The organism is Kitasatospora sp. NPDC090091 (assembly GCF_044747365.1).
Taxonomy (GTDB): Bacteria; Actinomycetota; Actinomycetes; order Streptomycetales; family Streptomycetaceae; genus Kitasatospora.
The window spans coordinates 39,386-62,573 of sequence record NZ_JBIVDY010000005.1; the positions used below are offsets into that span (position 1 = coordinate 39,386).

Sequence of the window (23,188 nt, forward strand, 5' to 3'; positions counted from 1 at the left end):
GCCTGCAGCCCGGCGTCAGCGCATCGACATGCAGTTGTCTATTCGTCAGCAGGCGAACCCCGGTCGCTAAGGAGAAGCGCTGATGATCCTCCTGTCGGACATTGCGAGCCGCAGCGCCCCGCCCCAACGGAACCAGGACGTAGCAGTCCGCGCGGTCGCCGCACCGGCGACGATCTGCCTGCCGTACCGGCCCGAGTCCGTCGCTGCTGCGCGGCGCTTCGTCGGGGCGAAGCTGCGGGAGTGGGGGCTGGACGACCTGATGGACGACGCCTCGGTGATCGTCAGCGAGCTGGCCACCAACTCCGTCAGGACCGGCTGCCAGACCCGCATGCTCGTTGCCGTCCGGCGCCCGAGCGACCGGGTCATCCGCATCCTCGTCGGTGACGGCTCCCGTTCGATGCCCGTGATGGTAGAGACCGGCCCCGGCCACACCTCCGGCCGAGGCCTGGCGATGGTCCACAGGCTCACGCGCGGGCGATGGGGTGTCACTCCGCTGCCTCTCGGGAAGATCGTGCACGCCGACCTCACCGTCCCCGAGCCAACCTCCCGATGAACCCTCAGCCGCCGTACCGCAGGCCCGGTTCCGACGATTCGCCGGTCTCCGTCCGGGTCTGGGTGGCCTACGGGGTGTCCGCTGCGGCCGGACTGCACGTCGTCGTCGCGGCTCTGGTGCTGATCAACCGCGCCCGCTGAGCCCCCTCCGACCCGACAGGAGCACAGCCATGCCCAAATCCGAACCGAAGCCGGCCCGGCCCAAGCCGTCCAGCCCTCCCACGCCCCGGCCGCCGGACCGGTAGCCGCACACCACACCACCACCCGACAACCGACGACGAACCACCTGGAGGGCCCATGGCCTGGGGAACCGACAAGAACAGCGGCGGCAAGCACGGAGGCAAGAAGGACCCCGGCACGCACAAGCCGTCCCCCGACGGCGCGCGGCCGGCGCCCGAGCCCAAGCACAAGAAGGAAGACGGCAAGAAGTGACGAACCCCGCGCATCGACCGGAGCAGGCCGCCACCCGCGGCCTGCTCCGGGCCGTCGGCGAAGCGCTTGGCGGCCCGGTCCCCCGCGAGTGGAAGGAAGCGATCAAGGACGTCCCGCGCCACCGCTTCCTCCCCGAGCGGATCTGGCTGGAGGACGGCCACGGCGGCTACACGCCGTGCGACCTCCGAACCGATCACCAGCGGTGGTTCGACACGGCGTACTCGGACCTGCCGCTCGTCACGCAGGTCAACGATGGCCGGGAACCCGGCGAGACCGATGCCTGGCCGTCCTCCTCCGCCTCGGCTCCCTCGGTCGTCGTCCGGATGCTCCACGACCTCGACGTCCGGCCCGGGATGAACGTGCTGGAGATCGGCACCGGTACCGGCTGGAACGCGGCACTGCTGGCACACCGGCTCGGCGCCGGACAGGTCGCCTCGGTGGAGATCGATCCCGAGGTCGCCAGACAGGCCTGGGCCTCCCTGAACGCGGCAGGCCTGGACGTGGACGTGCTCTGCGGGGACGGCGCCCTGGGGTGGAGTCGCCGCCAACCGTACGACCGGATCATCTCCACGTGCGCGGTCCGGCGCGTGCCGTGGCCCTGGATCCACCAGACGCGGCCCGGGGGCGTGATCGTCACCCCCTGGGACAGCCCCATGATCTGCTGGGGGCTGCTGAAGCTCACCGTCGAGCGCGGTCGCTCCCAGGGCCGGTTCAGCCCGCACTCGGCGTTCATGCTCATGCGCAACCAGCGACAGGACCTGCGGATCTTCCGGGATGTCGTACGTGACGAACACCTCCCGGAAGAGTCCCGAACGGCACTGTCGCCGTGGAGGATCACGGGCGACGCGTGGGAGGCCCGCTTCGCCCTCGGGCTCCGACTGCCCGACGTGTGGACCGCCTGGGAGGACGACGAGGAACGGCTCTGGGTCGCGACGACGGACGCCCGCTCCTGGGCGGCCGTCGACCGCTCCGACGGGCAGTTCACCGCCTGGCAGTACGGCCCGCGCCGGCTCTGGGACGAGGTGGAGGCCTCCTACCGGTGGTGGGAGGAGCGCGGCAGGCCGGGCCCCGAGCGCTTCGGGCTGACGGTCACCGCGGAGGCCCAATCGGCCTGGCTGGACCACCCCCGCCAGACGTTCAGGCCTTGACGGCGGGCCGCTCCGTCGTCGCGATGGTGGCGGAGCCGACCACGCGGGTGCCGTCGTAGAGGACCACGGCCTGGCCGGCGGCGATGCCGCGGGCCGGGGTGTCCAGCCGGACGTGCAGCTCGCCGTCGACGACCGAGGCCTCCACCGGCACCTCGCCACCGTGGGCGCGCAGCTGCGCCGTGTAGCGGCCGTCGGCGAGCGGCTCGGTGCCGCACCAGCGGGGGCGGATCGCGGTCAGCGCGGTCACGTCCAGGCCCTCGACCGGCCCGACCGTGACGGTGTTGTTCACCGGCGAGATGTCGAGCACGTAGCGCGGCTTGCCGTCGGCCGCCGGGCGGCCGATCCGCAGGCCCTTGCGCTGGCCGATGGTGAAGCCGTACGCGCCGTCGTGCTCGCCGAGCTTGGTGCCGTCCACGTCGAGGATGTCCCCGGTCGCGGAGCCGAGGTGCTTGGCCAGGAAGCCCTGGGTGTCGCCGTCCGCGATGAAGCAGATGTCGTGGCTGTCCGGCTTCTTCGCGACCGCCAGGCCCCGGCGCTCGGCCTCCTCGCGGATGACGTCCTTGGTGGTGTCGCCGAGCGGGAAGAGCGAGTGGGCCAGCTGGTCGGCGTCGAGCACGCCGAGCACGTAGGACTGGTCCTTGGCGGCGTCCGCGGCGCGGTGCAGCTGCCGCTCCCCGGAGGGCAGGTCGACGATCCGGGCGTAGTGGCCGGTGCAGACGGCGTCGAAGCCGAGCGCGATCGCCTTGTCCAGCAGGGCGGCGAACTTGATCTTCTCGTTGCAGCGCAGGCACGGGTTGGGCGTGCGGCCGGCCGCGTACTCGGCGACGAAGTCGTCGATGACGTCCTCGCGGAACCGCTCGGCGAGGTCCCAGACGTAGAACGGGATGCCGATCACGTCGGCGGCCCGGCGGGCGTCGCGGGAGTCCTCGATGGTGCAGCAGCCGCGGGCGCCGGTGCGGAAGGACTGCGGGTTGGCCGACAGCGCCAAGTGCACGCCGGTGACCTCGTGCCCGGCTTCGACCGCGCGGGCGGCGGCGACGGCGGAGTCCACCCCGCCGGACATCGCGGCGAGCACACGCAGGCGGCCTGTGGACGGGGCGGTCGGGGCACCGGGGAAGTCAGTCATGATGCCTCCAAGAGTACGTGCTCGGCGCGGCCGCCCCGCCGGGATTACCGGGCGCGCGCGGCCGCCGCCAGACCGGCGTTGCGGGCCCGCTGGACGGCCGGGGCGATCGCCGCGGCCAGCGCCTCGACGTCGTCGCGGGTGGAGGTGTGGCCGAGCGAGAACCGCAGCGAGGCACGGGCCAGCACCGGATCGACGCCCATCGCCAGCAGGACGTGGCTGGGCTGCGGCACCCCGGCCGAGCAGGCCGAGCCGGTGGAGCACTCGATGCCCTGGGCGTCGAGCAGCATCAGCAGCGCGTCGCCCTCGCATCCGGGGAAGGAGAAGTGCGCGTTGGCGGGCAGCCGGCCCTCGGCCGCCGGGTCGCCGTTGAGCACCGCGTCCGGGACGGCGGCCAGCACCGCGGCCACCAGTTCGTCCCGCAGCCCGCCGAGCACCGCCGCGTGCTCCGCCCGCCGCTCGACGGCCAGCGCCGCCGCGGCCGCGAAGCCGGCGGACGCCGGGGCGTCCAGCGTGCCCGAGCGGACGTCGCGCTCCTGGCCGCCGCCGTGCAGCAGCGGAACGGGCGCGGCCCCGCGCGACAGCAGCAGCGCGCCGATGCCGAACGGGCCACCGATCTTGTGGCCGGTGACGGTCAGCGCGGTGAGCCCCGACTCGGCGAAGGAGACCGGCACCTGACCGAGCGCCTGGACCGCATCGGCGTGCATCGGGATGCCGAACTCGGCGGCGACGGCGGCCAGTTCGGTGACCGGCTGGACGGTGCCGACCTCGTTGTTGGCCCACATCACGGTGACCAGCGCGACCGACGCCGGGTCCCGCTCGATCGCCTCGCGCAGCGCCGCCGGGTGGACCCGGCCGAGGCCGTCGACCGGCAGGTACTCGACCGTGGCGCCCTCGTGCTCGGAGAGCCAGTGCACCGCGTCCAGCACCGCGTGGTGCTCGACCGGGCTGCTGAGAACCCTGGTCCGGGCCGGATCGGCAGCCCGCCGGGCCCAGTACAGGCCCTTCACGGCCAGGTTGTCCGACTCGGTGCCGCCACCGGTCAGGACGATCTCGCTCGGGCGGGCGCCCAGCGACTCGGCCAGCGACTCACGGGCCTCCTCGACCACGCGGCGGGCCCGCCGGCCGGCCGCGTGCAGGGAGGAGGCGTTGCCGACAACCCCCAGGTGCGCCGTCATCGCGGCGATCGCCTCGGGCAGCATCGGCGTGGTCGCCGCATGGTCCAGGTATGGCATAACCATCCGATTGTAGAGGGCCGCCGGACCACCCTCGGGCCGGCGCCGCATCCGGGGGCCGGGCGAACGAACCGGCCGTCACCGGCGCCACCCCGGCCCCACGCGCACCCCGCCGTCCTCCCCGACACCCCACCGGTGCAGCGCCGTTGGGCGGACGCCGGCGTCCGGGGGCGGTTTGCGCCGCCGCCGGGGCCGGCGGTTAGCCTGACGGCCGCTCGTGATCGGCCGGACGGGCGGGACGAGCCGAACTGGCCGGAGCTGCCGAACGCATCCGGCACCGGGCACCACCGGAGCCGCGTCACGCCGCACGGGCCGGAGCAGCCACGGCCGGGACAGGAGGAGGAGGGGAACGGAATGCCGCAGTCGGTCGACCGCGCCCTCACCCTGCTCGGCTCCCTCGGCGACGGCCCGGTGACCCTCGAACAGGCCGCCACCAGCATCGGCGTCCACAAGTCCACCGCCCTGCGCCTGCTCCGCACGCTGGAGGAGCACGGCTTCGTCCACCGCCAGTCCGACCGGCGTTACCGGCTCGGCGGCCGGCTCCTCTCGCTCGCGCACCGCGCGCTGGAGGAGACCGACATCCGGCAGATCGCCGCGCCCCACCTGTCCGCGCTGAACCGGCGCTCCGGCCTGACCGTCCAGCTGGCGGTGCTGCAGGACGGCGAGGTGCTCTACCTGGACGAGCTGGCCGGCCGCCGGTCCGGGCCCGGCACCGCCGCCCGGCCGTCCCGGATCGGGCGCCGGGCCCCGGCGTCCGGCACCGCGATCGGCCGGGTGCTGCTGGCCGGCCTGCCCGAGGACGGCACGCCCGAGGACGAGCTGCCCGCCGATCTGGCCAGGGTCCGCCGCCAGGGCTGGGCGGCGGAGTCGGCCGAGCACCGGGAGGCGGTGGCCTGCGTGGCCGCGCCGGTGGCCGGCAGTGCCGGACGGCCGATCGCCGCCTGCGCGGTGAGCGCCCCGACCGACCGGGTGGCGCCGGTCGAGCTGTTCCGGATGCTGCCCGAACTGCTCTGCACCGCCGAGGCGATCTCCCTCGCCTACGGCGGCTCGCCTACTCCTCGCTGGTGCGAGAACCGTTGCGGTGCCACGCCCGCGGAGCGCGCCAGCCGTACTTGAGGGCGAGCACCCGGAGCACGAACGCGGTCAGCGCGGCGGCCGTGCCGGTGAAGGCGGTCAGCCGGTCGAGGCCGATCAGCACCACCACCAGGGCCGAGCCGACCAGGGCGGGCACGGCGTAGATCTCCCGGTCCCAGCGGAGCAGCGAGGGGATCTCGCCGGCCAGCACGTCGCGCATCACGCCGCCGCCGGCCGCCGTCACCATGCCGAGCGCCATCGCCGCCACGGCGCCGAGGCCGTAGTCGTGCGCCTTGACCGTCCCGGTGACGCAGAACAGGCCGAGGCCGAGCGCGTCCAGGGTCTGCACGGCGCGGTTGATCCGCTCGACCTCGGGGTGCAGGAAGAAGACCACCAGGCCGGCCACCAGCGGGGTGAGGAAGTACCCGAGGTTGGTGAAGGCCGCCACCGGGGTGGCCCCGATCACGAGGTCGCGCATCACGCCACCGCCCAGCGCGGTGACCTCCGCGAGCACACAGATCCCGAAGATGTCCATGTTCTTGCGGACGGCGAGGAGGCCCCCGGAGAGGGCGAAGACGAAGATGCCGACCAGGTCGAGGGACTGCTGGACATCGGACGGGAAGATCTGCGAGCTCACCGCACAACTATGTACCGCTTGTCCGGCTTGTACTGCACCGGGCCCCGGGCCGCCGCAGGCCGGGCACCGGCGGGGAGCGGACCGGGCGTCGGCCGGGAGCAGACCGGCGGCCGACCGGCCACGGCCCGGGCGCCGCCACGGCCCGCCCCCACCACGCCACCAAGATCGCCAACCATCGCGCACCCGTGCGGACTTGAGCCCACGTCAGGCCGCCCTCGGGTATGATCCGGGCAGTCGGACACAGGCGTGGACGGGGGCCGCGAGTGGCAGGAGCAGCAGCGCACGAGCCGTGTGGCTGCGGCACCGCGCCGGCCGTTCCCGACCAGCTGGTCTGCCGGACGTGCCTCACCCCGCTCGCCCTCGGCCGGCCGCCGAGGACGCTCCTCGCCACCCGCCGGGCCCGGATCGCGCACCGCCTGGAGATCGTCTTCGACGCCGGCACCGTCGAGCTCGCCGCCGGCCAGGAGGTCGAGCTCGGCCGGGACCCGGCCACCTCCCCCTACGCCCACCTGCTGACCGACGGCACCGTCTCCCACCGCCACCTGCTGGTCGCGCTGCGCACCGACGGCAGCGCCTGGGTGACGGACCTCGGCTCCACCAACCACACCTACGTCAACGGGGTGCGGCTCTCTCCCCGGACGCCGTCCCCGGTCCGCTCCGGCGACCGGCTGCGCCTCGCCATGGCCATCCGCGCCGAGCTCCGCATCGTCGATCACGACGCGTCCGACTGAACCCCGGCCTGCCGGGCCGAAGGGGGGAACACCGATGCCGACCAGGGGCACCGAGCAGCACCGACCCGACGGGGTCCGGCTGCCCGCCGAACTCACCCACCGCCTCACCGCCGTCCACCGCCTCGACCGGGGCGGCGCCGAGGCGGAGCTCGTCCTGGCCCGGGAGGCCGGCGGCGAGCAGGTCGTGGTCAAGCACTACCTGCCCGGCAACTCCGCCGACCGGGCCGTCTGGCGCCGGCTCGACCACCTGCGGCACCCCGCGGTGATCCCGGTGCTCGACCGGGGCACCACCGCCGCCGGGCGCGACTTCGAGGTGTTCCCGTACTTCCCGCACGGCTCGCTGCAGCGGTTCTGGGACGGCTCGCCGCTGCGCACCGCCCTCCTGCGCACCTTCGTGAACCGGCTCACCGGCGGCATCAACTGCCTGCACGCCGCCCGCATCGTCCACCGCGACCTCAAGCCGGACAACCTGCTGGTCCGCACCGGCGTGCGGGACGTGGTCATCGCCGACTTCGGCATCAGCCGCGCCGCCGACGCCACGCGGGCCCGCGCGACCACCTCGATGACCCTCGCCTACGCCCCGCCGGAGGCACTGGACGGGCGGTACGGCGAGCCCTCCGACTGGTGGTCGCTCGGCATGATCGTCCGGCAGCTCGCCACCGGCGCCACCCCGTACGCCGGCCAGGACTCCGCCCAGGTCATCGCCGCGCTGCGCCACCGCGACCAGGACGTCTCACACGTCCCCGCCGAGCTGCGCGAGCTCTGCGCGGGCCTGCTCCAGCGGGATCCGGAGCGACGCTGGCGCGGCCCGGAGGTGCTGGCCTGGCTGAACGGCGAGCGGCCCGCGCCCCGGCCGGGGAGCCGGTCGGGCCTCGCCACGACCCGCGTGGTGGACGACGGGCCGACGCCCCCGCCGGCCCCGGCGCCGGCAGCCGCGCCCGAGGCCGTCCGGGGCGGCATCGCGGCCCACGTGGTCCGGGGCGGGCCGGCCGGCACCGCCGGCCCGCTGAGGGCGCTGCCCTTCGCCGGCCGGCGGCACACCGACCGGGCCGGTCTCGCGCGCGCCGTGCGCGAGCACCAGACGCAGGCCGGGCGGACCTTCTTCGCCCGGATGGGCACGCCCGAGTCCCCCGGCGAGGGCTGGTCCACGCTGCGGCAGTGGCTACGCCAGTTCGACGACCCGGACGTGGACGACGTCGAGGGCCGGATCCGGCTCATCGACCAGCAGCTGACCGTCGACCACACCCCCGACGTGAAGGTGATCTACCTGCTCCGCTGGCTCGACCCGACGACGCCGCCCGCCCTGCGCGGCCGCGCGGTCACCACCGAGGCACTGATCGGCGAGTGCCTGAGCGTCGTCAACGGCAGGAAGTGGGAGAGCTCCGAGCTCCTGGTCGATGTCTCCCGGCCCGGCGTCCTCGACGCGCTCGCCGAGTTCCCCGATCTGCGCGAGCTGCGCGGTGTCGCCCAGCGCCGACAGGTGCTCGCCCGGGCCTGGGAGACGGGCTTCGCGGGTGCGGCGAGCGGCTGGGAGGGCGCGGCCGGGAACGGCGGCCCCGACCCCGAGATCCGGCACCTGGTGCTGCTTGCGGCCCTCGGGCAGCCGGCGGAGCGGGCGCTGACCAGGCTCCGGCGCCGGGTCGTCCCGCCGGAGGCGGACCAGTACCCGCAGTACCGCGGCGTGCTGGCCGCCGCCCGCAAGGCGGCGCCGGGCATCTCCGAACTGGTCCAGCTGGTGCACGGCACGGCCGCTGCCGCTGCCGCCGGGGCGCGGGCGCGGACCACCGCCCAGAAGCAGGCGCAGGAGCAGGCCGCGGTGCGGGCGCGGGAGAAGGCGCAGGCCGAGAAGCAGGCGCAGGACGCCGCTCGGAAGGCCCGCAAGGCCCGGCGGTCGACGCTGGTCAAGGAGTGGCAGGCCGAGGAGGAGCAGCGGCTCTCGTTCCGCTCGCGGGCGGCCGCGCTGGCGCGGGCGGCCGGCTGGGTGGCGTGCTGGGCCGGGCCGGGCGTGCTGCTGGCACTGCTGGCTGTACCGCAGCTCTTCGACAACCCGAACCTCGGCTGGCACCTCGCGACCGGCATCGGCTGGGCGTCCGGCCTCTGCCTCCTCCTGCGCGCCGGCACGATCTGGAAGCTGGGCGGCGCGTACCGGCCCCCGTTCCTGTCGGCCGAGCGGTGGCGGGCCGAGGAGACCGGTGGCAACGGCTGGTCCTGGCTCTGGACGGTACCGGGTCTGGCGCTGGTGGCCGTCGGCTCCCTCGCCTACCGCGAGCCCGGGCCGCTCGACGACTTCTTCGCGGACTTCGGCTGGCGGATCCTGTGGCTGCTCGCCATGGCGGGGGCGCTCTTCTGCTTCGTCGCCGCGGCCTGGTCCACCCGGCTCTGGGACAGCGACCACCAGGCCCGGGCGGCCGCCCACAAGGCCGCATTGAACAAGCTCGCCGAGCCCGCGGCCACCCGCCGCTCGAACACCGGCCGCCGGGGGTAGGCCCCCGCGGCAGGGCGCGCCCCGCTCAGCCCGCGGGCGGCCGCGGCCCGTGCGCGAGCACGGCGCGGGTGAGCGGGTGGTCCCGGCCCAGGGTCGCGGCGATCCGGCCGCTGAGGCGGGCGAGGCGGGCTGCCGCGTCCTCGGCCCGGCCCAGCCCCTCCCGGGCCCGGACCCGGCCGAACGAGGCGGCCAGCATCGCCGGGTGGGTGTGCGCGCCCTGCTCGTAGCAGCGCGCGGCGACGGCCGCGAACCGGCGGTCGGCGAGCGCGAAGCGGCCCGCGAGCAGGTCCGCCTCGGCCTGCTCCAGCTCGCGCCAGTGCTCCGGGACGGTGTCCGCCTCGGCGCGTCGGCCCACCTCGGCCCGGGCGGGCGGGGGAGGCGGCGACGCCGGTCGGCGGTCCGGGTTCCGCGGGGCCCGGCCGTTGCTCCCCTGCGGAGCGGCGGGCTGCCCCGGTCCCGGGCCGGCACCGGCCACCGCGGGCCGGGCCGGCATCAGGTGGGCATCCTGCGCCACGTCCGCGCCCGCCACGGCCTCCGCCGCGGCCGGCCCCGCCCCGGCCCCGGCCGCGGCCCGCCCCCGCGCGCCGCCGCCGGTCGGCACGTCCCGTTGCGCGGCGACGAACCGCCCCACGTCACCCCCGCCACCGCCGGTCACCACCCCGCGCTGCTCCGCGACGAACCGCCCCACCGCGTCGTCCGCCCCGCCGGACCGCACCCGCCGCCGCGCGCCGTCGACCGTCGCCGTCCCCCGCTGCTCGGCGACGAACCGCTCGGCCGGGTCGCCCGCGGTCAGCCGCGCCATGGCCTCGGCGGCCGACGGCCGCTGCGCGGCGTCCTTGGCCAGCAGGGCGTGAACGAGGGCGGCCAGCCCGGCCGGCGTCTCCGGCCGGTAGTGGGTGACCGGCCGGGGCAGCTCGGAGAGCACCTGGTGTTCCAGCTCCACGTCCCCGTGCGTGGGCAGGAAGGGCGGCCGCCCGGCCAGCAGGTTGTAGAGCACGGCCCCGAAGGCGTACAGGTCGCAGCCGACCGCGGCCGGCTCACCGCGCAGTTGCTCGGGGGACATGAAGATCCGGGTGCCGAGCCGGGTGCCGATGCGGGTGTAGGCGGTGAGGTCGGAGGTGGGCGCGGCGGCGATGCCGAAGTCGAGGATCTTGACCTCGCCGCGCGCGTCGAGCATCAGGTTGGACGGCTTGAGGTCGCGGTGAACGACCGGGTCGGGCTGGGTGTGCGCGTAGTGCAGGGCGTCGGCGATCCGCGCCGCGTGCCGCAGGAGGTCGCCGATCGGCAGCGGGCCGTCGCCGAGTACGGCCGCCAGGTCGGGGCCGGCCAGGTGCTCCATGACGATGAACGGGGTGTCCTGGTGGCTGCCGCGGTCGAGCACGGAGACGATGCCGGGGTGCTGGAGTCCGGCCATCAGCCGGGCCTCGCGGTCGAACCGGCCGCGCAGCATGGGGAGTTCGGCCGGGTCGTGACGCGAGGAGTCGAGCAGCTTGACGGCCACCCAGCGCGGCAGGTTCTCGTCGGTGCCGAGGAAGACCGTGCCGAACCCGCCCCGGCCGAGCGGCCGGACGAGCCGGTAGCGGCCGCCCAGCAGGGCGCCGGCGGCGATCATCCGCCCGTCCGTTCCCGCCATCGTCGCCTCACTTCCGCCCGCCGCGCCGACGGCGCCCCGCCGGGCCGGAGGGGCGGGGCGGCCGCGGTGGCGGCACGATCCACGTCGCCCGGTACTCCTCGCCGGTCAGGGCCGCCCCCGCGCCGCCGGGCCCGTCCGCACCCTCCCCGGCTTCCTCCCCGAAGGCGAACTCCCGCCCGCTCGGCATCAGTTCGACCTCGTCGTGGAGCAGGACGACGTCGTCGCGGCGGAGCGTCCAGGACTGGCCGCGCAGCCGGACCGACTCGCCGCCGCGGCGCCGGATCACGGTGCCGTTGGCGCTGGTGTCCCGCACCACGAGCCCCCCGGAGCCGGTGTGACTGATGGTCACATGGCTGCGGCTGATCCAGTCCAGCGCCCGCGGCCCGAGCCAGGCGGCGAGCGCGAGGCCGCCCGGGCCCTCGGCCGGGGCCCGGCCGACCACCAGGTCGGCGCCCTCGGTGATCAGCCGCCGGGCCCGGACGGTGCCGTCGATGCGGACCTTGATCTGGCTGCGGTGCGGGGCCGGGCCGAGGTCGGTGAGCGGCTTCAGGTGGGTCGGGCAGGTGACGGTGCCGCTGCGGCGCAGCGGCAGCGGCCCGGTGGCCCGGGGGCGGGTGCCGAAGGCGGGGCAGTCGGGCTCGGGGCAGCCCCAGCGCCGGCCGAGCAGATCGCGGCGGGGCCCGCCGGACCCGCGCCGGTCGTAGAGCCCGGCGGCGAGCAGCAGACCCTCCTCCTCCTTCCGGGAGACCTGCCATTCGGCGGGGACGGGGACGACCCGGCGGCGCACAGCGATCCCGGGCGGCGCGTCGACGGCGACCGGACGCAGGAAGCGGTCGGCGCAGCCCGGGATCCACGGATAAGTGCGGTGGTACTCAGCGAAGTTGTCCTCGCTGACGACGGGTCGGCCGGTGCTGTCGGCGAGTTCGAGGACGCGGTCGTCGGCCTTCGGCAGGACCTCGATCCGGCCCTCGGCATGCCAGGCGCGCAGCTGGGCACGCTCGGCGGCGGTGTGCCGGCCGTCGACCAGGACGGCGTGGTCGCAGACCGCGTAGACCTGGACGGAGTCGTCCCGGGCGTGGTGGGCGAGGGCCTCCAGGAGTGCGGTGAAGCGGGCGAGGTCGGCCTCACGGGGGCCGAGCAGCCCGCGGTTGCGGATGACGTTGGCCATGTCGACGATGAAGTCCGCGGTCAGGGCGTCGACCGCGAGGCGCTTCTCCGGCTGCATGGTTCGGAAGCTAGCACCTGGGCGCGGCCCGGCGGGGCATGTTCGGTGATCTGCCGTCAACGGCGGGCCGCCGCGGGGTCCGTGTCGGTGCACGGTCCCCGCGGCGGCCGGTGGCGTCCTCGTCGGACGGGCCTCACTCCGAGGCGAGCGCCTTCTCCTCGCCGCCCTCGCCGAGCTCGGGGCTGCGCTTGTCGTTCCCCTCGCCGAGCTCGGGGCTGCGCCAGTCGTTCCCCTCGCCGAGCTCGGGGCTGCGCTAGTCGTTCCCCTCGCCGAGCTCGGGACTGCGCTAGTCGTTCCCCTCGCCGAGCTCGGGGAAGTGGCACGCCACCTGGTGCCCCGTCTTCCGCGCGGCCAGCGGCGGCTCCTGGGTGGCGCAGATCTCCTGCGCCTTCCAGCACCGCGTGCGGAACCGGCAGCCGGAGGGCGGGTTGATCGGCGAGGGCACGTCGCCCTTGAGCAGGATCCGCTCGCGCCCGCCGCTGTGCCGGCGGCGCGGGTCGGGCACCGGCACCGCGGACATCAGCGCGTTGGTGTAGGGGTGCATCGGGCTCGCGTAGAGCGAGTCCCGGTCGGCGATCTCGACGACCTTGCCGAGGTACATCACCGCCACCCGGTCCGAGACGTGCCGGACCACCGAGAGGTCGTGCGCGATGATCAGGTAGGTCAGGCCGAGCTCCTTCTGGAGGTCGTCCAGCAGGTTGACGACCTGCGCCTGGATGGAGACGTCGAGCGCCGAGACCGGCTCGTCCGCGACGATCATCTTCGGCCGCAGGGCGAGCGCCCGGGCGATGCCGATGCGCTGGCGCTGGCCGCCGGAGAACTCGTGCGGGTAGCGGTTGTAGTGCTCGGGGCTGAGGCCGCAGAGCTCCAGCAGCTCCTGGACGGCTTTCTTGACGCCGCCGGCCGGCGCCGCCTTCTGCAGCTTGAACGGCGCGCCGACGATGGTGCCGACGGTGTGCCGGGGGTTCAGCGAGGAGTACGGGTCCTGGAAGATCATCTGGAGGTCGCGGCGCAGCGGCCGCATCGCGCCGACGCCCAGGTGGCTGATGTCGTGGCCGTCGAACTCGATCTTCCCGCCGGTCGGCTCGTCGAGGCGGGTGACCAGCCGGCCCATGGTCGACTTGCCGCAGCCGGACTCGCCGACGACGCCCAGGGTCTCGCCCGCGTTGACCGTGAAGTCGATGCCGTCGACGGCCCGCACCGCGCCGGTCTGGCGCCGCAGCAGCCCGCCGCGGATCGGGAAGTGCCGCGTCAGGCCGCTGACCCGGAGCAGGGGCTCGCGGTCGGAGGCGGGCGCGGGCGTGGGGATCACGGCCGCCTGGGTGTCCGTCATCGGTTCTCTCCAGAATGGTGGTACGAATCCGGGGTCACAGCCGGGTTCACAGCCGGGGCGCGATCTCTTCGGTGAAGATGCGGTGCCGGTCGGCGGCCTTGATGTGGCAGGCCGCGTGGTGCCCGGGGGCGGCCTCGGCCAGGACCGGGACCTCGGTGGTCGAGCGCCCGCCGGTCAGCTCCGCGTACGGGCAGCGCGGGTGGAACGCGCAGCCGGACGGCACGTTGATCAGGCTGGGAGGGGTGCCCTTGACCGGGACGAGCCGGTCCTGGAGCTCGCGGTCGAGCCGCGGCATCGAGCCCAGCAGGCCCCAGGTGTAGGGGTGCTCGGGCGCATCGAACAGGGTGTCGGCGGGGCCGCGCTCGACGCACTTGCCGCCGTACATGACCAGGATGTCGTCGGCGAGTTCGGCGACCACCCCGAGGTCGTGGGTGATGATGATGACGGCCGAGCCGAACTCCTCCTGGAGGTCGCGGATGAGGTCCAGGATCTGTGCCTGGACGGTGACGTCCAGGGCCGTGGTGGGCTCGTCGGCGATCAGCAGCGAGGGGTCGTTGACCAGGGCCATGGCGATCATGGCGCGCTGGCGCATGCCGCCGGAGAACTGGTGCGGGTAGTCGTCCACCCGGCGGTCGGGCTGCGGGATGCCGACCCGGTCGAGCATCTCGACCGCGCGGGCCCGGGCCTGCTTCTTGCTCGCCTGAGGGTGGTGCACCCGGTAGGCCTCGACGATCTGCGCCCCGACCGTGTAGTAGGGGTGCATCGCGGTCAGCGGGTCCTGGAAGATCATCGCCATCGAGCGGCCGCGCAGCTGGCGGACCCGGTCGGGTCCGGCCGCGATCAGCTCCTCGCCGTCGAGGTGGATCTCGCCGCTGATCCGGGCCCGCTTGGAGCGGTGCAGGCCCATGATGCCGAGCGAGGTCACGGACTTGCCCGAGCCGGACTCGCCGACGATGCCGAGGGTCCGGCCCTTGTGCAGGTCGAAGCTGACCCCGTCGACCGAGCGGACCAGGCCGTCGTCGGTGTCGAAGTGGATCCGCAGGTCCCGGACGGAGAGGAACGGCGTCCCGGTCGGGGCCTTCGCCGCGCCGGCCGGAGCCTGCGCGGCGTCCGCCGGGGTCTTCTGGAGCTCGGTCACGACAGCCTCACCCGGGGGTCGACAGCGGCGTACAGGAGGTCAACCACGAGGTTGCAGAGGACGATGAAGAAGGCGGCGAGCAGCGTGACGCCGAGGATCTTCGGCAGGTCGTTGTCGGTGATCGCGGAGACCGCGAAGAAGCCGACGCCCTGGAGCGAGAAGACCTGCTCGGTGATCATCGCCCCACCGAGCAGCAGGCCGAGGTCCATGCCGAAGATGGTGACGATCGGGGTGAGCGCGGAGCGCAGCCCGTGCTTGACGACGACCTTGCGCTCGATCAGGCCCTTGGCCCGGGCGGTGCGGATGTAGTCCTCGCTCATCGTCTCCAGCATTCCGGCCCGGGTGAGCCGGGCGTAGAGCGCGGAGTACAGGAAGGCCAGCGAGATCCACGGGAGGATCAGGTTGCGGGCCCACATCAGCGGGTCGTCGGTGAAGTTGACGTACTGCAGGTTGTCCAGGATCGGCCACTCGTAGCTGAAGATCGTGAGCAGCAGCGCGCCGGTGAAGAAGACCGGCAGCGAGACACCGGCCAGCGCGACGCCCATGGAGAGCCGGTCGAAGATCGACTTCGGCTTGAGCGCCGAGATGACACCGGTGGTGACACCCGAGAGCAGCCAGAGCACCGCCGCGCCGATGGCGAGCGAGATGGTGACCGGGACGCGCTTGGTCAGCTCCGGCCACACCTCCAGGTGGTTCTTGAACGAGTAGCCGAAGCACGGCACGTGGCAGGTGGCCGGTTCCGGGCCGAACTTGTACTCGGCGCCGCTGACCAGGGACTTCAGGAAGTGCCAGTACTGGGCGTACAGCGGCTGGTCGAACCCGAGGTTCTTCTTGACCGCCGCGATCGCGTCGGGCGAGGGGTTCTTCCCGATGTACTGCGCGGCCAGCTGGTCGGTCGTCTCACCGGCCAGGCGCGGGAGCAGGAAGAAGATCGCGAAGGTGACCGCGCTGACCACCAGCAGCAGCACCGCGGCCGCGAGGATCCTGCGGATGATGTAGGCAAACACAGTTGGGCGGCTCCGGCGGCCCGCCGCCGTCCGGGATCCTCCGGACGGCGGCGGGCGCCGCTGCCTTCACCTGCCTTCAGGGATTGCGGAGCCAGGCTCTTACTTGGTGGTGCCGATGTTCAGGTAGTCGTACTCACCGGAGAAGGCCGGCGTCGAAGCGAGGTTGGTGGCGCTGTCCGGGCGGTACAGGAAGACCTTGAAGTCGGTCAGCGGGACGTAGACGGCCTGCTCCATGACCTTCTTGTCGATCTGGGCGTAGATCTTCTCGCGGGCCGCGCGGTCCGGGTTGACCGCGGCCTCGTCGAGCAGCTTGTTGACCTCGGGGTCGTTCAGCTGGGCCAGGTTGCTGTTGCCGGAGGCCTTGATCGCGCGGCCGTCGACGATCTGCTGCAGGAAGCCGTAGCCGGTCGGCCAGTCGGCACCCCACTGCATCATCATCAGACCGATGTTGTGGTCCTGGGTGAACTGCGGGGCACCGGCGCTGTCGGTGAGGTACTTGCCCTGCGGGAACTGCTGGATCTCGGCGTTGATGCCGACCTTCTTCAGCGCGGCCTGGATGGAGGTCGCGGCGGCGACCTCGGTGGCGCGCTCGGTGCGGGCGGTCAGGACGGTGTTGAAGCCGTCGGGCTTGCCACAGGCCTTGAGGGCCTCCTTGGCCTTGGCCTCGTCGCCCTTGTTGTCCTTGGTCTCGTAGAGGTTGAAGTCCTGGTGGCCCGGGATGTCCGGCGGGAGCACCGTGGTGGCGACCGAGCCGCGGATCGGGCCGCCGAGCGCGGTCTGCACCGACACCTTGTCGATCGCGAACTGGACGGCCTTGCGGCAGTCGAGGTTGTCGAACGGCGCGACCTTGGTGTTGATCGCGGTGTAGACCAGGCGGCCGCCGTAGGCGTTGTCGGTCTTGGCCTTGAGCTTCGGGTCGCGCAGGATCTGCGCCTGGGTCTGCGGGTCGACACCGGCACCGACGAGGTCGACCTGGGCGTTGCCCGCCAGCAGGTCCTTGTCGACGGTGGCCTGGTCGATGTTCATCTTGAGCACGAGCTTGTCCGCGAGCTGCTTGCGGATCGGGTCGGTGCTCTTGTCCCAGTTGGTGTTCGGCACCAGGACGGCCTGCTTGCCGTCCTCGTAGCTCTCGAACTTGTAGGTGCCCGAGGAGACCACGTGCTTGACGTAGTCGGCGCCGGTGTCCTTGGCCTGCGGGACCGGAGCGGTCTGCGGGGCGCTCACCAGGTAGTCGAAGTCCGCGAACGCGTGCTTCAGGTGGAAGACGATGGTCTGGTCGTCCGGCGTCTCGATCGACTTCAGGTCGCCGGTCTTGTCCTTGTACGGACCCTCGTACGGGGTCTCGTTGTCGACCAGCAGCTCCTTGAAGTACGTCGGGCCGTTGGAGTTCACGTCCGGCGCGAAGTTGGAGCGCTCCACGGCGTACTTGACGTCCTTGGAGGTGATCGGCGTGCCGTCGTCGTACTTCAGGCCCGCGCGCAGCTTGTACGTCCAGGACAGGCCGTCCGCGCTGGGCTTGCCCAGGGACTCGGCGAGGTCCGGGACCAGCTTGTTGCCCTCCTCGCCGGCGGCCGGCTGGAAGGTGGTCAGCGGACGGGCGTACAGGCGGGAGAAGTTGTAGATGTACGCGTAGTACGTGTTGCCGGGGTCGAGGGAGTCCGGCGTACCGCGCATCTCGAAGGTGACGGTGCCGCCCTTCTTGTCGGAGGCGTTGACGATGCCCTTGGTGGCCGCATCGGCACCGGCGCCGGCGCTGCTGCCGGACGCGGAGGAGGAGCTGTCGCCGCTCTTCGAGCTGGAGGAGCAGCCGGTGACGACCAGGACCGCAGCAGCGGCCGCGGCGGTCAGCGCGACGGTACGGGACCTACGCATGGGTGAGATCAACCCCTTGAGGAAGTGGAGGCGAAACGAAGGGTCCTGACGTTGAGTCAGTTGCTCTTGGGATCGAGGGCGTCACGCAGCCCGTCGCCGAGCAGGTTGAAGGCGAGCACGGTGAGGAAGATCGCCAGACCGGGGACCACCATGTACTGGGGGTCCACCTGGTAGTACTTGATCGCGTCGTTGAGCATCCCGCCCCAGGAGGCCTGCGGGGCCTGGATGCCGACGCCGAGGAAGCTGAGCCCCGCCTCGAAGAGGATGTTGGTCGGGATCAGCAGGGTCGAGTAGACCAGGATCGGACCGACCAGGTTCGGCAGCAGCTCCTTGAACAGGATGAACGGCCCGCGGGCGCCCAGGCTGCGGGCGGCATAGACGAACTCGCGCTCGCGCAGCGAGAGGGTCTGGCCGCGCACGATCCGGCCCATGTAGGGCCAGTTGAAGAAGCCGATCACGAAGATCAGCACCATGATGTGCAGCGGGAGGCCGTGCAGGCCGAACGCGCCGCCCTGGAGCGAGGCGGAGATCGCGATGGCGAAGAGCAGCAGCGGGAAGGCGAGGAACACGTCCATCACCCGGCTGATCAGGGTGTCCACCCAGCCGCCGTAGTAGCCGGCCATCACGCCGAGCACGGTGCCGATGGTGTTGGAGAGCAGGGTCGCGCCGAAGGCGACCAGCAGGGAGACCCAGGAGCCCTCGATGATGCGGGAGAGCAGGTCACGGCCCTGCAGCGGGTCGACGCCCAGCGGGTGGTCGGCGCTCATGCCGCCCCAGTCGCCCATCGGCAGGCCGCCGAGGTTGGCGTCCAGCAGGTCCTGGTTGAGCGCGTCGGGGTCCAGGCCGAAGACCGACTCGATCGGCTTGGCCAGCACGGCGAGCAGGATCAGCAGGATCACCACGACGCCGCCGGCGACGGCGGCCTTGTCCCGCTTGAAGCGGGTCCAGGCGATCTGGCCGAGCGAGCGGCCCTCGATCTTCTTGGCCGGGCTGGCGGCGGCGTCTGCCTCCGGCTCGTTCCCGGCGGTCTTGGTGAGTGCGGTCATGGTCAGTTCGGTCCCCTCGCCGACGGTGGCCGGCCCACGGGTGCCGGTCGCCGGATCGGCGGTACGGCTGGTGCGGACGTGCGGAGGTACGGACATGCGGAGGTACGGGTGCGGTGGATCCCGGCGGTACGTCGTGCGGTGCTGCGTGCGCGGGTACTGCCGCCACGCGGGATGGGCATCGCGTGGATCAAGCTGTCCGCCTGCGCGTTCGCCTTTGTGAGGCGCCAACCACGCGCGGTGCGTTGTTGCAGAACTCTCTGCCATCCGAACTGGCTTGCGCCAGCCCTGCCAACCGACAGATGCCCAACTGTGATCTGTCGACATGCACCTCCCGAATCACCGGCATATCCCTCTTCACACAGCTGTACCAGGCATGTCAATATGCCTGCCAGGACTTTCCCGGAAATCGTCCGGATATGCGCGAGGGCCGGTCCGACATCACGTCAGACCGGCCCTGGTCGGCGGTTCTTGCGGATCAGCGCCCGGGATAGCCGGGCCACGGCTGCTGCGGCGGCGGCTGCCCCTGCCAGCCCTGCGCCGGCGGCTGCGTCCCGTAGGCGTAGCCCGGCCCCGCCTGCGACGGGTACGGCGGCGGGGGCACCGGCGGGTACGGCCCGGTCGCCGGCCGGCCCTGGCCGCCCGCCTCGCGGTCGTAGAACGGCCGCGCGTTGGCGCGCATCCAGAGCGCCACCGGGTCGTACTCGTCCCCCATCGCCACCGTGGAGACGGCCAGCCCCTCCGGCGCGACCGCGATCGCCCGCTGCATCAGCGCCCGGACGGCTTCCACGGTCGGCGGCGAACTCTCGTACAGGTCCAGACCGATGGCCAGGTACGGCTCCCCCACCGAGGGCTGCACCCAGGCGCGGCGGAGCGAGCGGACCGCCCGCACCTCGACCGCCTGGCGCTCCAGCAGCGCGAAGAACTGCTGCGCCGGCACCTGCGGCTCACTCAGCTTCAGCGGCCCGGCCGGCAGCCGGTCCAGTCCGGCCGCGATCCGCCGCAGGTCCGCCCAGGGCACCCCGACGCCGCCGCCGGGGGCGTGCGGATTCAGCCAGAGGCCCCAGCGGGTCCGGTAGAGCGAGGCGGCGATCTCGCGCCCGGAGATCACCTCGTGCGCCCGCGTCCAGCCGGAGGCCGCGAGCTGCTCGGGCGAGGTGACCGCCGGCGCGTAGCCGTGGCCGCTGATCTCCATGTTCCCGTACTGGGCGTCCGGGCTCCCCGGCGTCCCGTGCCAGAGCAGCATCCAGACCTGGCCGTCGGCCAGCGCCTGCAGCAGCGCCTCGTACGCCTCCCAGCGTTCCGGCGCGACCTCGCGCAGGGCGTGCTCCAGGGCCCTCGGATCCGCGCCGGGGCGCCCGGCGGGTGCCTGGCCCCAGGGCCCCGGTGCACCGCCCGCTACCGCTCCCGCACTCATGCGCCCACCTCGCTGCGCCTCTTCTTCCCTCGCCTGGCCGCCGGCCCCGGCGGAGTGTCTGCACGCACCCTATGGGGCGCCACCCACCACCGCCATGCCGACGTGCCTGCCTGACCCCTCCGACCCTTGCGCGGGCCGCCCGACCGCGGGCGGGGAGGGGTGCGTCACATCCGTGTGTAGAACGGCTGGACCCGGTTGAGCAACCACTCGACCACGGGGTCCTCCGCAAGGTCGAGCAGCACGAGGTGGACGCCACCGGGCAGCGGCGCGGTTCCCAGCGCCCGGCCCAGCGCGCCGTTCACCACGGCCGGGTCGGCCGGGGCCACCGGGTCCAGCTGGACGCCGACGAACATCACGGTCGGCTCGCCCTCGACACTGGCCAGCGCCCGCCGGGCGGTCAGCACGCCCGGCAGCGCCGAGAGCTCGGCGCGGCAGGCGGCCAGGAAGGCCTCCGGGTCCTCGCCGGGCACCGGCTCGCGCAGCGCCACCCGCCCGCCGGTCGGCGCGGCAGGGTCGTCCCACCGGTCCTCACGCGGCCCGCGCCGCAGCTCGGCCACGCCCTCCGGCGGCACCGGGATGCCGACCGCCGCCTCCGGGTTCACCGCGATGCCCACGCCCAGCGGCAGTCCGCGGGCGAACTCCCAGACCGGCGCGATCGCGAAGGCCATCCCCGGGGCCTGCTGCAGGAACACCTCCTGCGAGGAGAAGACCGGTACGTACGGGTCGCCGGCCAGCTCGATGGTCGGCAGGTCCAGCGCCTGGCCCTGCGGGTCGGCCCCGGCCGGCAGCGGGACCCACACCTGGCTGCGGGCCAGCACCTCGATCACCCGCGGGGTCGCGCCCGGATCGCCGAGCGCGGCGGTGAGCACCTGCTCCAGCTCGTTGGCGGGCCATCCCCCGCCCGGCGGCGCCGAATCCGGGCCGCCCCACCCCTGCTGCTGCTCCACCGGGTACCCCATGTGCCCCTAGTACCGCCTCACTGGCTCGTCGACGCGTGCAGCCTAGCGGGCCGACCGGGGCCCCTCTCCCGCCCGGGCGCCGGACGTGCCATGATGTGCGCGGCCACGCGTTCCCGCGGCGGCCGATCCCAAACTCCATACCGGCCGCTCGAACCCGCGCGGGAGAGTCCGGAGTGCCGCCCCGAGGGGCGGCACAGCCGGCGCCGAAGGAGCAAGTCCTCCCCGGAATCTCTCAGGCCCCCCTACCGCACGGGTTAGGCAGATCTGGAAAGCGGCGCACGGCCATGTCGCGCGCCCACCCACGGTGCAAGCCGCCATGCTGTCCTGTTAGCTGGAAACAGCTGCGGGCCCGTGTTGCGGTGAAGCTCTCAGGTTCGACGACAGATGGGGAGACCCAGCCGCCGCATGCCCGCGCGCAGGTCAGGTCCCTCCCCGAGCGGGTCCGGTCCGGCGTGCGCACCCCTGAGTGCCCAGACCGAGGAGTTCCAGGCCATGTCGTCCCTCCGCCTCACCGCGCTCGACGCGCTGCACCGCCGTCTCGGCGCCACCATGACCGACTTCGCCGGCTGGGACATGCCGCTGCGCTACGGCAGCGAGCGCGAGGAGCACCTCGCCGTCCGCACCAAGGCCGGTCTGTTCGACCTCTCCCACATGGGCGAGATCACCGTCACCGGCCCGCAGGCCGGCGAGATGCTGGACCACGCGCTGGTCGGCTTCGTCTCCGCGCTCGGCGTGCTCCGCGCCCGCTACACCATGATCTGCGCCGAGGACGGCGGCATCCTGGACGACCTGATCGTCTACCGCCTGCGCGAGGACGCCTTCCTGGTCGTCGCCAACGCCTCCAACGCCCAGCTGGTGCTGGACGAGCTGATCGCCCGCGCCAAGGGCTACGACGCCGTCGTCACCGACGACCGCGACACCTACGCGCTGATCGCCGTCCAGGGCCCGGAGGCCACCGGCATCCTGGCCGCCACCACCGAGGCCGACCTGCCCGGCCTCAAGTACTACGCCATCCTCCCGGCCCAGGTGGCCGGCCGCGACGTGCTGCTCGCCCGCACCGGATACACCGGCGAGGACGGCTTCGAGATCTTCTGCAACCCGGGCGACGCCGAGCAGATCTGGAACGCCCTGACCGAGGCCGGCGCCGACCGCGGCCTCGTCCCCTGCGGCCTGTCCTGCCGCGACACGCTGCGCCTGGAGGCCGGCATGCCGCTGTACGGGCACGAGCTCTCCACCGAGCTGACCCCGTTCGACGCCGGCCTCGGCCGGGTGGTCCGCTTCGACAAGACCACCAACGAGGGCGCGTTCGTCGGCCGGAAGGCGCTGGAGAAGGCCGCCGCCGAGGCCGAGGCCAACCCGCCGCGGGTCCTGGTCGGCCTGGTCTCCGAGGGCAAGCGGGTCCCGCGCGCCGAGTACACCGTGGTCTCCACCGAGGGCGAGCCGATCGGCCGGATCACCTCCGGCGCCCCCTCCCCCACGCTGGGCAAGCCGATCGCGATCGCGTACGTGGACGCGGCGCACGCCGCCCCCGGCTCCACCGTCGCGGTGGACGTGCGCGGCAAGCACGAGCCGGTCCAGGTCGTGGCGCTGCCCTTCTACAAGCGCGCTCGCTGACCCCTTCCCCCTTCCCGAGGCGTGTCCGCCCGACGGGCCGCTTCGTCGTACCCGCTTCCCATCCTGGAGAATGACGCCATGAGCAACCCCCAGCACCTGCAGTACACCAAGGAGCACGAGTGGCTGACCGCCGCCGAGGACGGTGTCTCCACGGTCGGCATCACCAAGCACGCGGCCGACGCGCTCGGTGACATCGTCTACGTGCAGCTGCCCGAGGTCGGCGAGACCGTGACCGCCGGTGAGACCTGTGGCGAGTTGGAGTCGACCAAGTCGGTCAGCGACCTGTACTCCCCGGTCACCGGTGAGGTCACCGAGGTCAACCAGGACGTCCTGGACGACAACTCGCTGGTCAACAGCGCCCCGTTCGAGGGCGGCTGGCTGTTCAAGGTCCGCGTCGAGGCCACCGACGAGCTGCTGAGCGCCGCCGAGTACGACGCGCTGACCAACCCGCAGGCCTGAGCCCCCGCCGGGGCGGCCGCCGCACCGCGGCCGCCCCGGCGCCGGACCCGCCCTCCCGTACTCCCTCCTCC

21 protein-coding genes and 1 riboswitch are annotated in these 23,188 nt (G+C 73.4%); of the genes, 9 read left to right on the forward strand and 12 right to left on the reverse strand.

The genetic code is table 11. The annotated features are described in order from the left end of the window. Positions 1-82: 82 nt before the first annotated feature. The 4 genes from ACIPSC_RS10110 to ACIPSC_RS10125 all read left to right on the forward strand — a co-directional run bounded on the left by ACIPSC_RS10110 (position 83) and on the right by ACIPSC_RS10125 (position 2,132). The gene (locus ACIPSC_RS10110) at positions 83-553 is read left to right on the forward strand and encodes an ATP-binding protein (RefSeq protein ID WP_400824590.1); all 471 of its coding nucleotides are present in this window, start codon (positions 83-85) and stop codon (positions 551-553) included. Further along, on the forward strand, positions 550-693 hold the full coding sequence (locus tag ACIPSC_RS10115) for a hypothetical protein (protein WP_400824591.1): 144 nt from the start codon (positions 550-552) through the stop codon (positions 691-693). The genes ACIPSC_RS10110 and ACIPSC_RS10115 overlap by 4 nt, the downstream gene beginning before the upstream one ends. 156 nt (positions 694-849) lie before the next feature. After that, positions 850-984 carry a hypothetical protein gene (locus tag ACIPSC_RS10120; protein ID WP_400824592.1) on the forward strand — a complete coding sequence of 45 codons (135 nt, stop codon included), beginning with the start codon at positions 850-852 and terminating at the stop codon, positions 982-984. Continuing rightward, the gene (locus ACIPSC_RS10125) at positions 981-2,132 is read left to right on the forward strand and encodes a methyltransferase domain-containing protein (protein ID WP_400824593.1); all 1,152 of its coding nucleotides are present in this window, start codon (positions 981-983) and stop codon (positions 2,130-2,132) included. Before ACIPSC_RS10120 ends, ACIPSC_RS10125 begins: the two co-directional genes overlap by 4 nt. Here the strand turns inward: ACIPSC_RS10125 and mnmA are convergent. Both mnmA and ACIPSC_RS10135 read right to left on the reverse strand, forming a co-directional pair. Beyond that, positions 2,122-3,258, reverse strand: coding sequence for a tRNA 2-thiouridine(34) synthase MnmA (mnmA, locus tag ACIPSC_RS10130; RefSeq protein ID WP_400824595.1), 1,137 nt, complete (start codon positions 3,256-3,258; stop codon positions 2,122-2,124). The two genes, ACIPSC_RS10125 and mnmA, sit on opposite strands and share 11 nt — an antisense overlap. A 44-nt stretch (positions 3,259-3,302) precedes the next feature. After that, positions 3,303-4,490: a cysteine desulfurase family protein gene (locus ACIPSC_RS10135; RefSeq protein ID WP_400824596.1), complete on the reverse strand. Its 1,188-nt coding sequence runs from the start codon at positions 4,488-4,490 to the stop codon at positions 3,303-3,305. 354 nt (positions 4,491-4,844) lie between these two features. On the opposite strand from ACIPSC_RS10135, the gene ACIPSC_RS10140 reads away from it, so the two are divergent. Next, a complete protein-coding gene (locus ACIPSC_RS10140) occupies positions 4,845-5,606 on the forward strand; it encodes an IclR family transcriptional regulator (RefSeq protein WP_400824597.1) in 762 nt (253 codons plus the stop codon). Here ACIPSC_RS10140 and ACIPSC_RS10145 read toward each other — a convergent pair. Beyond that, the gene (locus ACIPSC_RS10145; protein WP_400824598.1) at positions 5,542-6,201 is read right to left on the reverse strand and encodes a trimeric intracellular cation channel family protein; all 660 of its coding nucleotides are present in this window, start codon (positions 6,199-6,201) and stop codon (positions 5,542-5,544) included. The two genes, ACIPSC_RS10140 and ACIPSC_RS10145, sit on opposite strands and share 65 nt — an antisense overlap. A 263-nt stretch (positions 6,202-6,464) precedes the next feature. On the opposite strand from ACIPSC_RS10145, the gene ACIPSC_RS10150 reads away from it, so the two are divergent. After that, a complete protein-coding gene (locus ACIPSC_RS10150; RefSeq protein WP_400824599.1) occupies positions 6,465-6,932 on the forward strand; it encodes an FHA domain-containing protein in 468 nt (155 codons plus the stop codon). Positions 6,933-6,966: 34 nt separating this feature from the next. Then, the gene (locus tag ACIPSC_RS10155; protein ID WP_400824600.1) at positions 6,967-9,417 is read left to right on the forward strand and encodes a protein kinase; all 2,451 of its coding nucleotides are present in this window, start codon (positions 6,967-6,969) and stop codon (positions 9,415-9,417) included. Positions 9,418-9,442: 25 nt separating this feature from the next. Here the strand turns inward: ACIPSC_RS10155 and ACIPSC_RS10160 are convergent, their stop codons facing one another. The 9 genes from ACIPSC_RS10160 to ACIPSC_RS10200 all read right to left on the reverse strand — a co-directional run bounded on the left by ACIPSC_RS10160 (position 9,443) and on the right by ACIPSC_RS10200 (position 21,044). Continuing rightward, a complete protein-coding gene (locus ACIPSC_RS10160) occupies positions 9,443-11,050 on the reverse strand; it encodes a protein kinase (RefSeq protein ID WP_400824601.1) in 1,608 nt (535 codons plus the stop codon). Positions 11,051-11,057: 7 nt separating this feature from the next. Next, complete coding sequence (locus tag ACIPSC_RS10165; protein ID WP_400824602.1) at positions 11,058-12,275, reverse strand: hypothetical protein; 1,218 nt, start codon at positions 12,273-12,275, stop codon at positions 11,058-11,060. A 286-nt stretch (positions 12,276-12,561) separates the two neighbouring features. After that, positions 12,562-13,608, reverse strand: coding sequence for an ABC transporter ATP-binding protein (locus tag ACIPSC_RS10170; protein WP_400824603.1), 1,047 nt, complete (start codon positions 13,606-13,608; stop codon positions 12,562-12,564). A 46-nt stretch (positions 13,609-13,654) separates the two neighbouring features. Continuing rightward, complete coding sequence (locus tag ACIPSC_RS10175) at positions 13,655-14,746, reverse strand: ABC transporter ATP-binding protein (RefSeq protein ID WP_400824604.1); 1,092 nt, start codon at positions 14,744-14,746, stop codon at positions 13,655-13,657. Beyond that, complete coding sequence (locus tag ACIPSC_RS10180) at positions 14,743-15,753, reverse strand: ABC transporter permease (RefSeq protein ID WP_400824605.1); 1,011 nt, start codon at positions 15,751-15,753, stop codon at positions 14,743-14,745. The genes ACIPSC_RS10175 and ACIPSC_RS10180 overlap by 4 nt, the downstream gene beginning before the upstream one ends. A 99-nt stretch (positions 15,754-15,852) precedes the next feature. Continuing rightward, positions 15,853-17,625 carry an ABC transporter substrate-binding protein gene (locus ACIPSC_RS10185; RefSeq protein ID WP_400824606.1) on the reverse strand — a complete coding sequence of 591 codons (1,773 nt, stop codon included), beginning with the start codon at positions 17,623-17,625 and terminating at the stop codon, positions 15,853-15,855. A gap of 56 nt (positions 17,626-17,681) precedes the next feature. After that, positions 17,682-18,671, reverse strand: coding sequence for an ABC transporter permease (locus ACIPSC_RS10190; protein WP_400824964.1), 990 nt, complete (start codon positions 18,669-18,671; stop codon positions 17,682-17,684). Positions 18,672-19,146: 475 nt separating this feature from the next. Next, positions 19,147-20,085, reverse strand: coding sequence for an enhanced serine sensitivity protein SseB C-terminal domain-containing protein (locus ACIPSC_RS10195; RefSeq protein ID WP_313765605.1), 939 nt, complete (start codon positions 20,083-20,085; stop codon positions 19,147-19,149). Positions 20,086-20,249: 164 nt separating this feature from the next. Beyond that, positions 20,250-21,044, reverse strand: coding sequence for an enhanced serine sensitivity protein SseB (locus ACIPSC_RS10200; protein WP_400824607.1), 795 nt, complete (start codon positions 21,042-21,044; stop codon positions 20,250-20,252). Positions 21,045-21,193: 149 nt separating this feature from the next. After that, a riboswitch (glycine riboswitch) is annotated at positions 21,194-21,302 on the forward strand. A 234-nt stretch (positions 21,303-21,536) separates the two neighbouring features. Between ACIPSC_RS10200 and gcvT the strand changes: the two genes are divergently transcribed. Together gcvT and gcvH are read left to right on the forward strand one after the other, a co-directional pair. Continuing rightward, positions 21,537-22,658 (forward strand): glycine cleavage system aminomethyltransferase GcvT, encoded by a 1,122-nt coding sequence (gene gcvT / locus ACIPSC_RS10205; RefSeq protein ID WP_400824608.1) that lies wholly within the window; start codon positions 21,537-21,539, stop codon positions 22,656-22,658. Between the two features lie 78 nt (positions 22,659-22,736). Then, positions 22,737-23,117 carry a glycine cleavage system protein GcvH gene (gene gcvH, locus ACIPSC_RS10210; RefSeq protein WP_400824609.1) on the forward strand — a complete coding sequence of 127 codons (381 nt, stop codon included), beginning with the start codon at positions 22,737-22,739 and terminating at the stop codon, positions 23,115-23,117. Positions 23,118-23,188 lie beyond the last annotated feature (71 nt).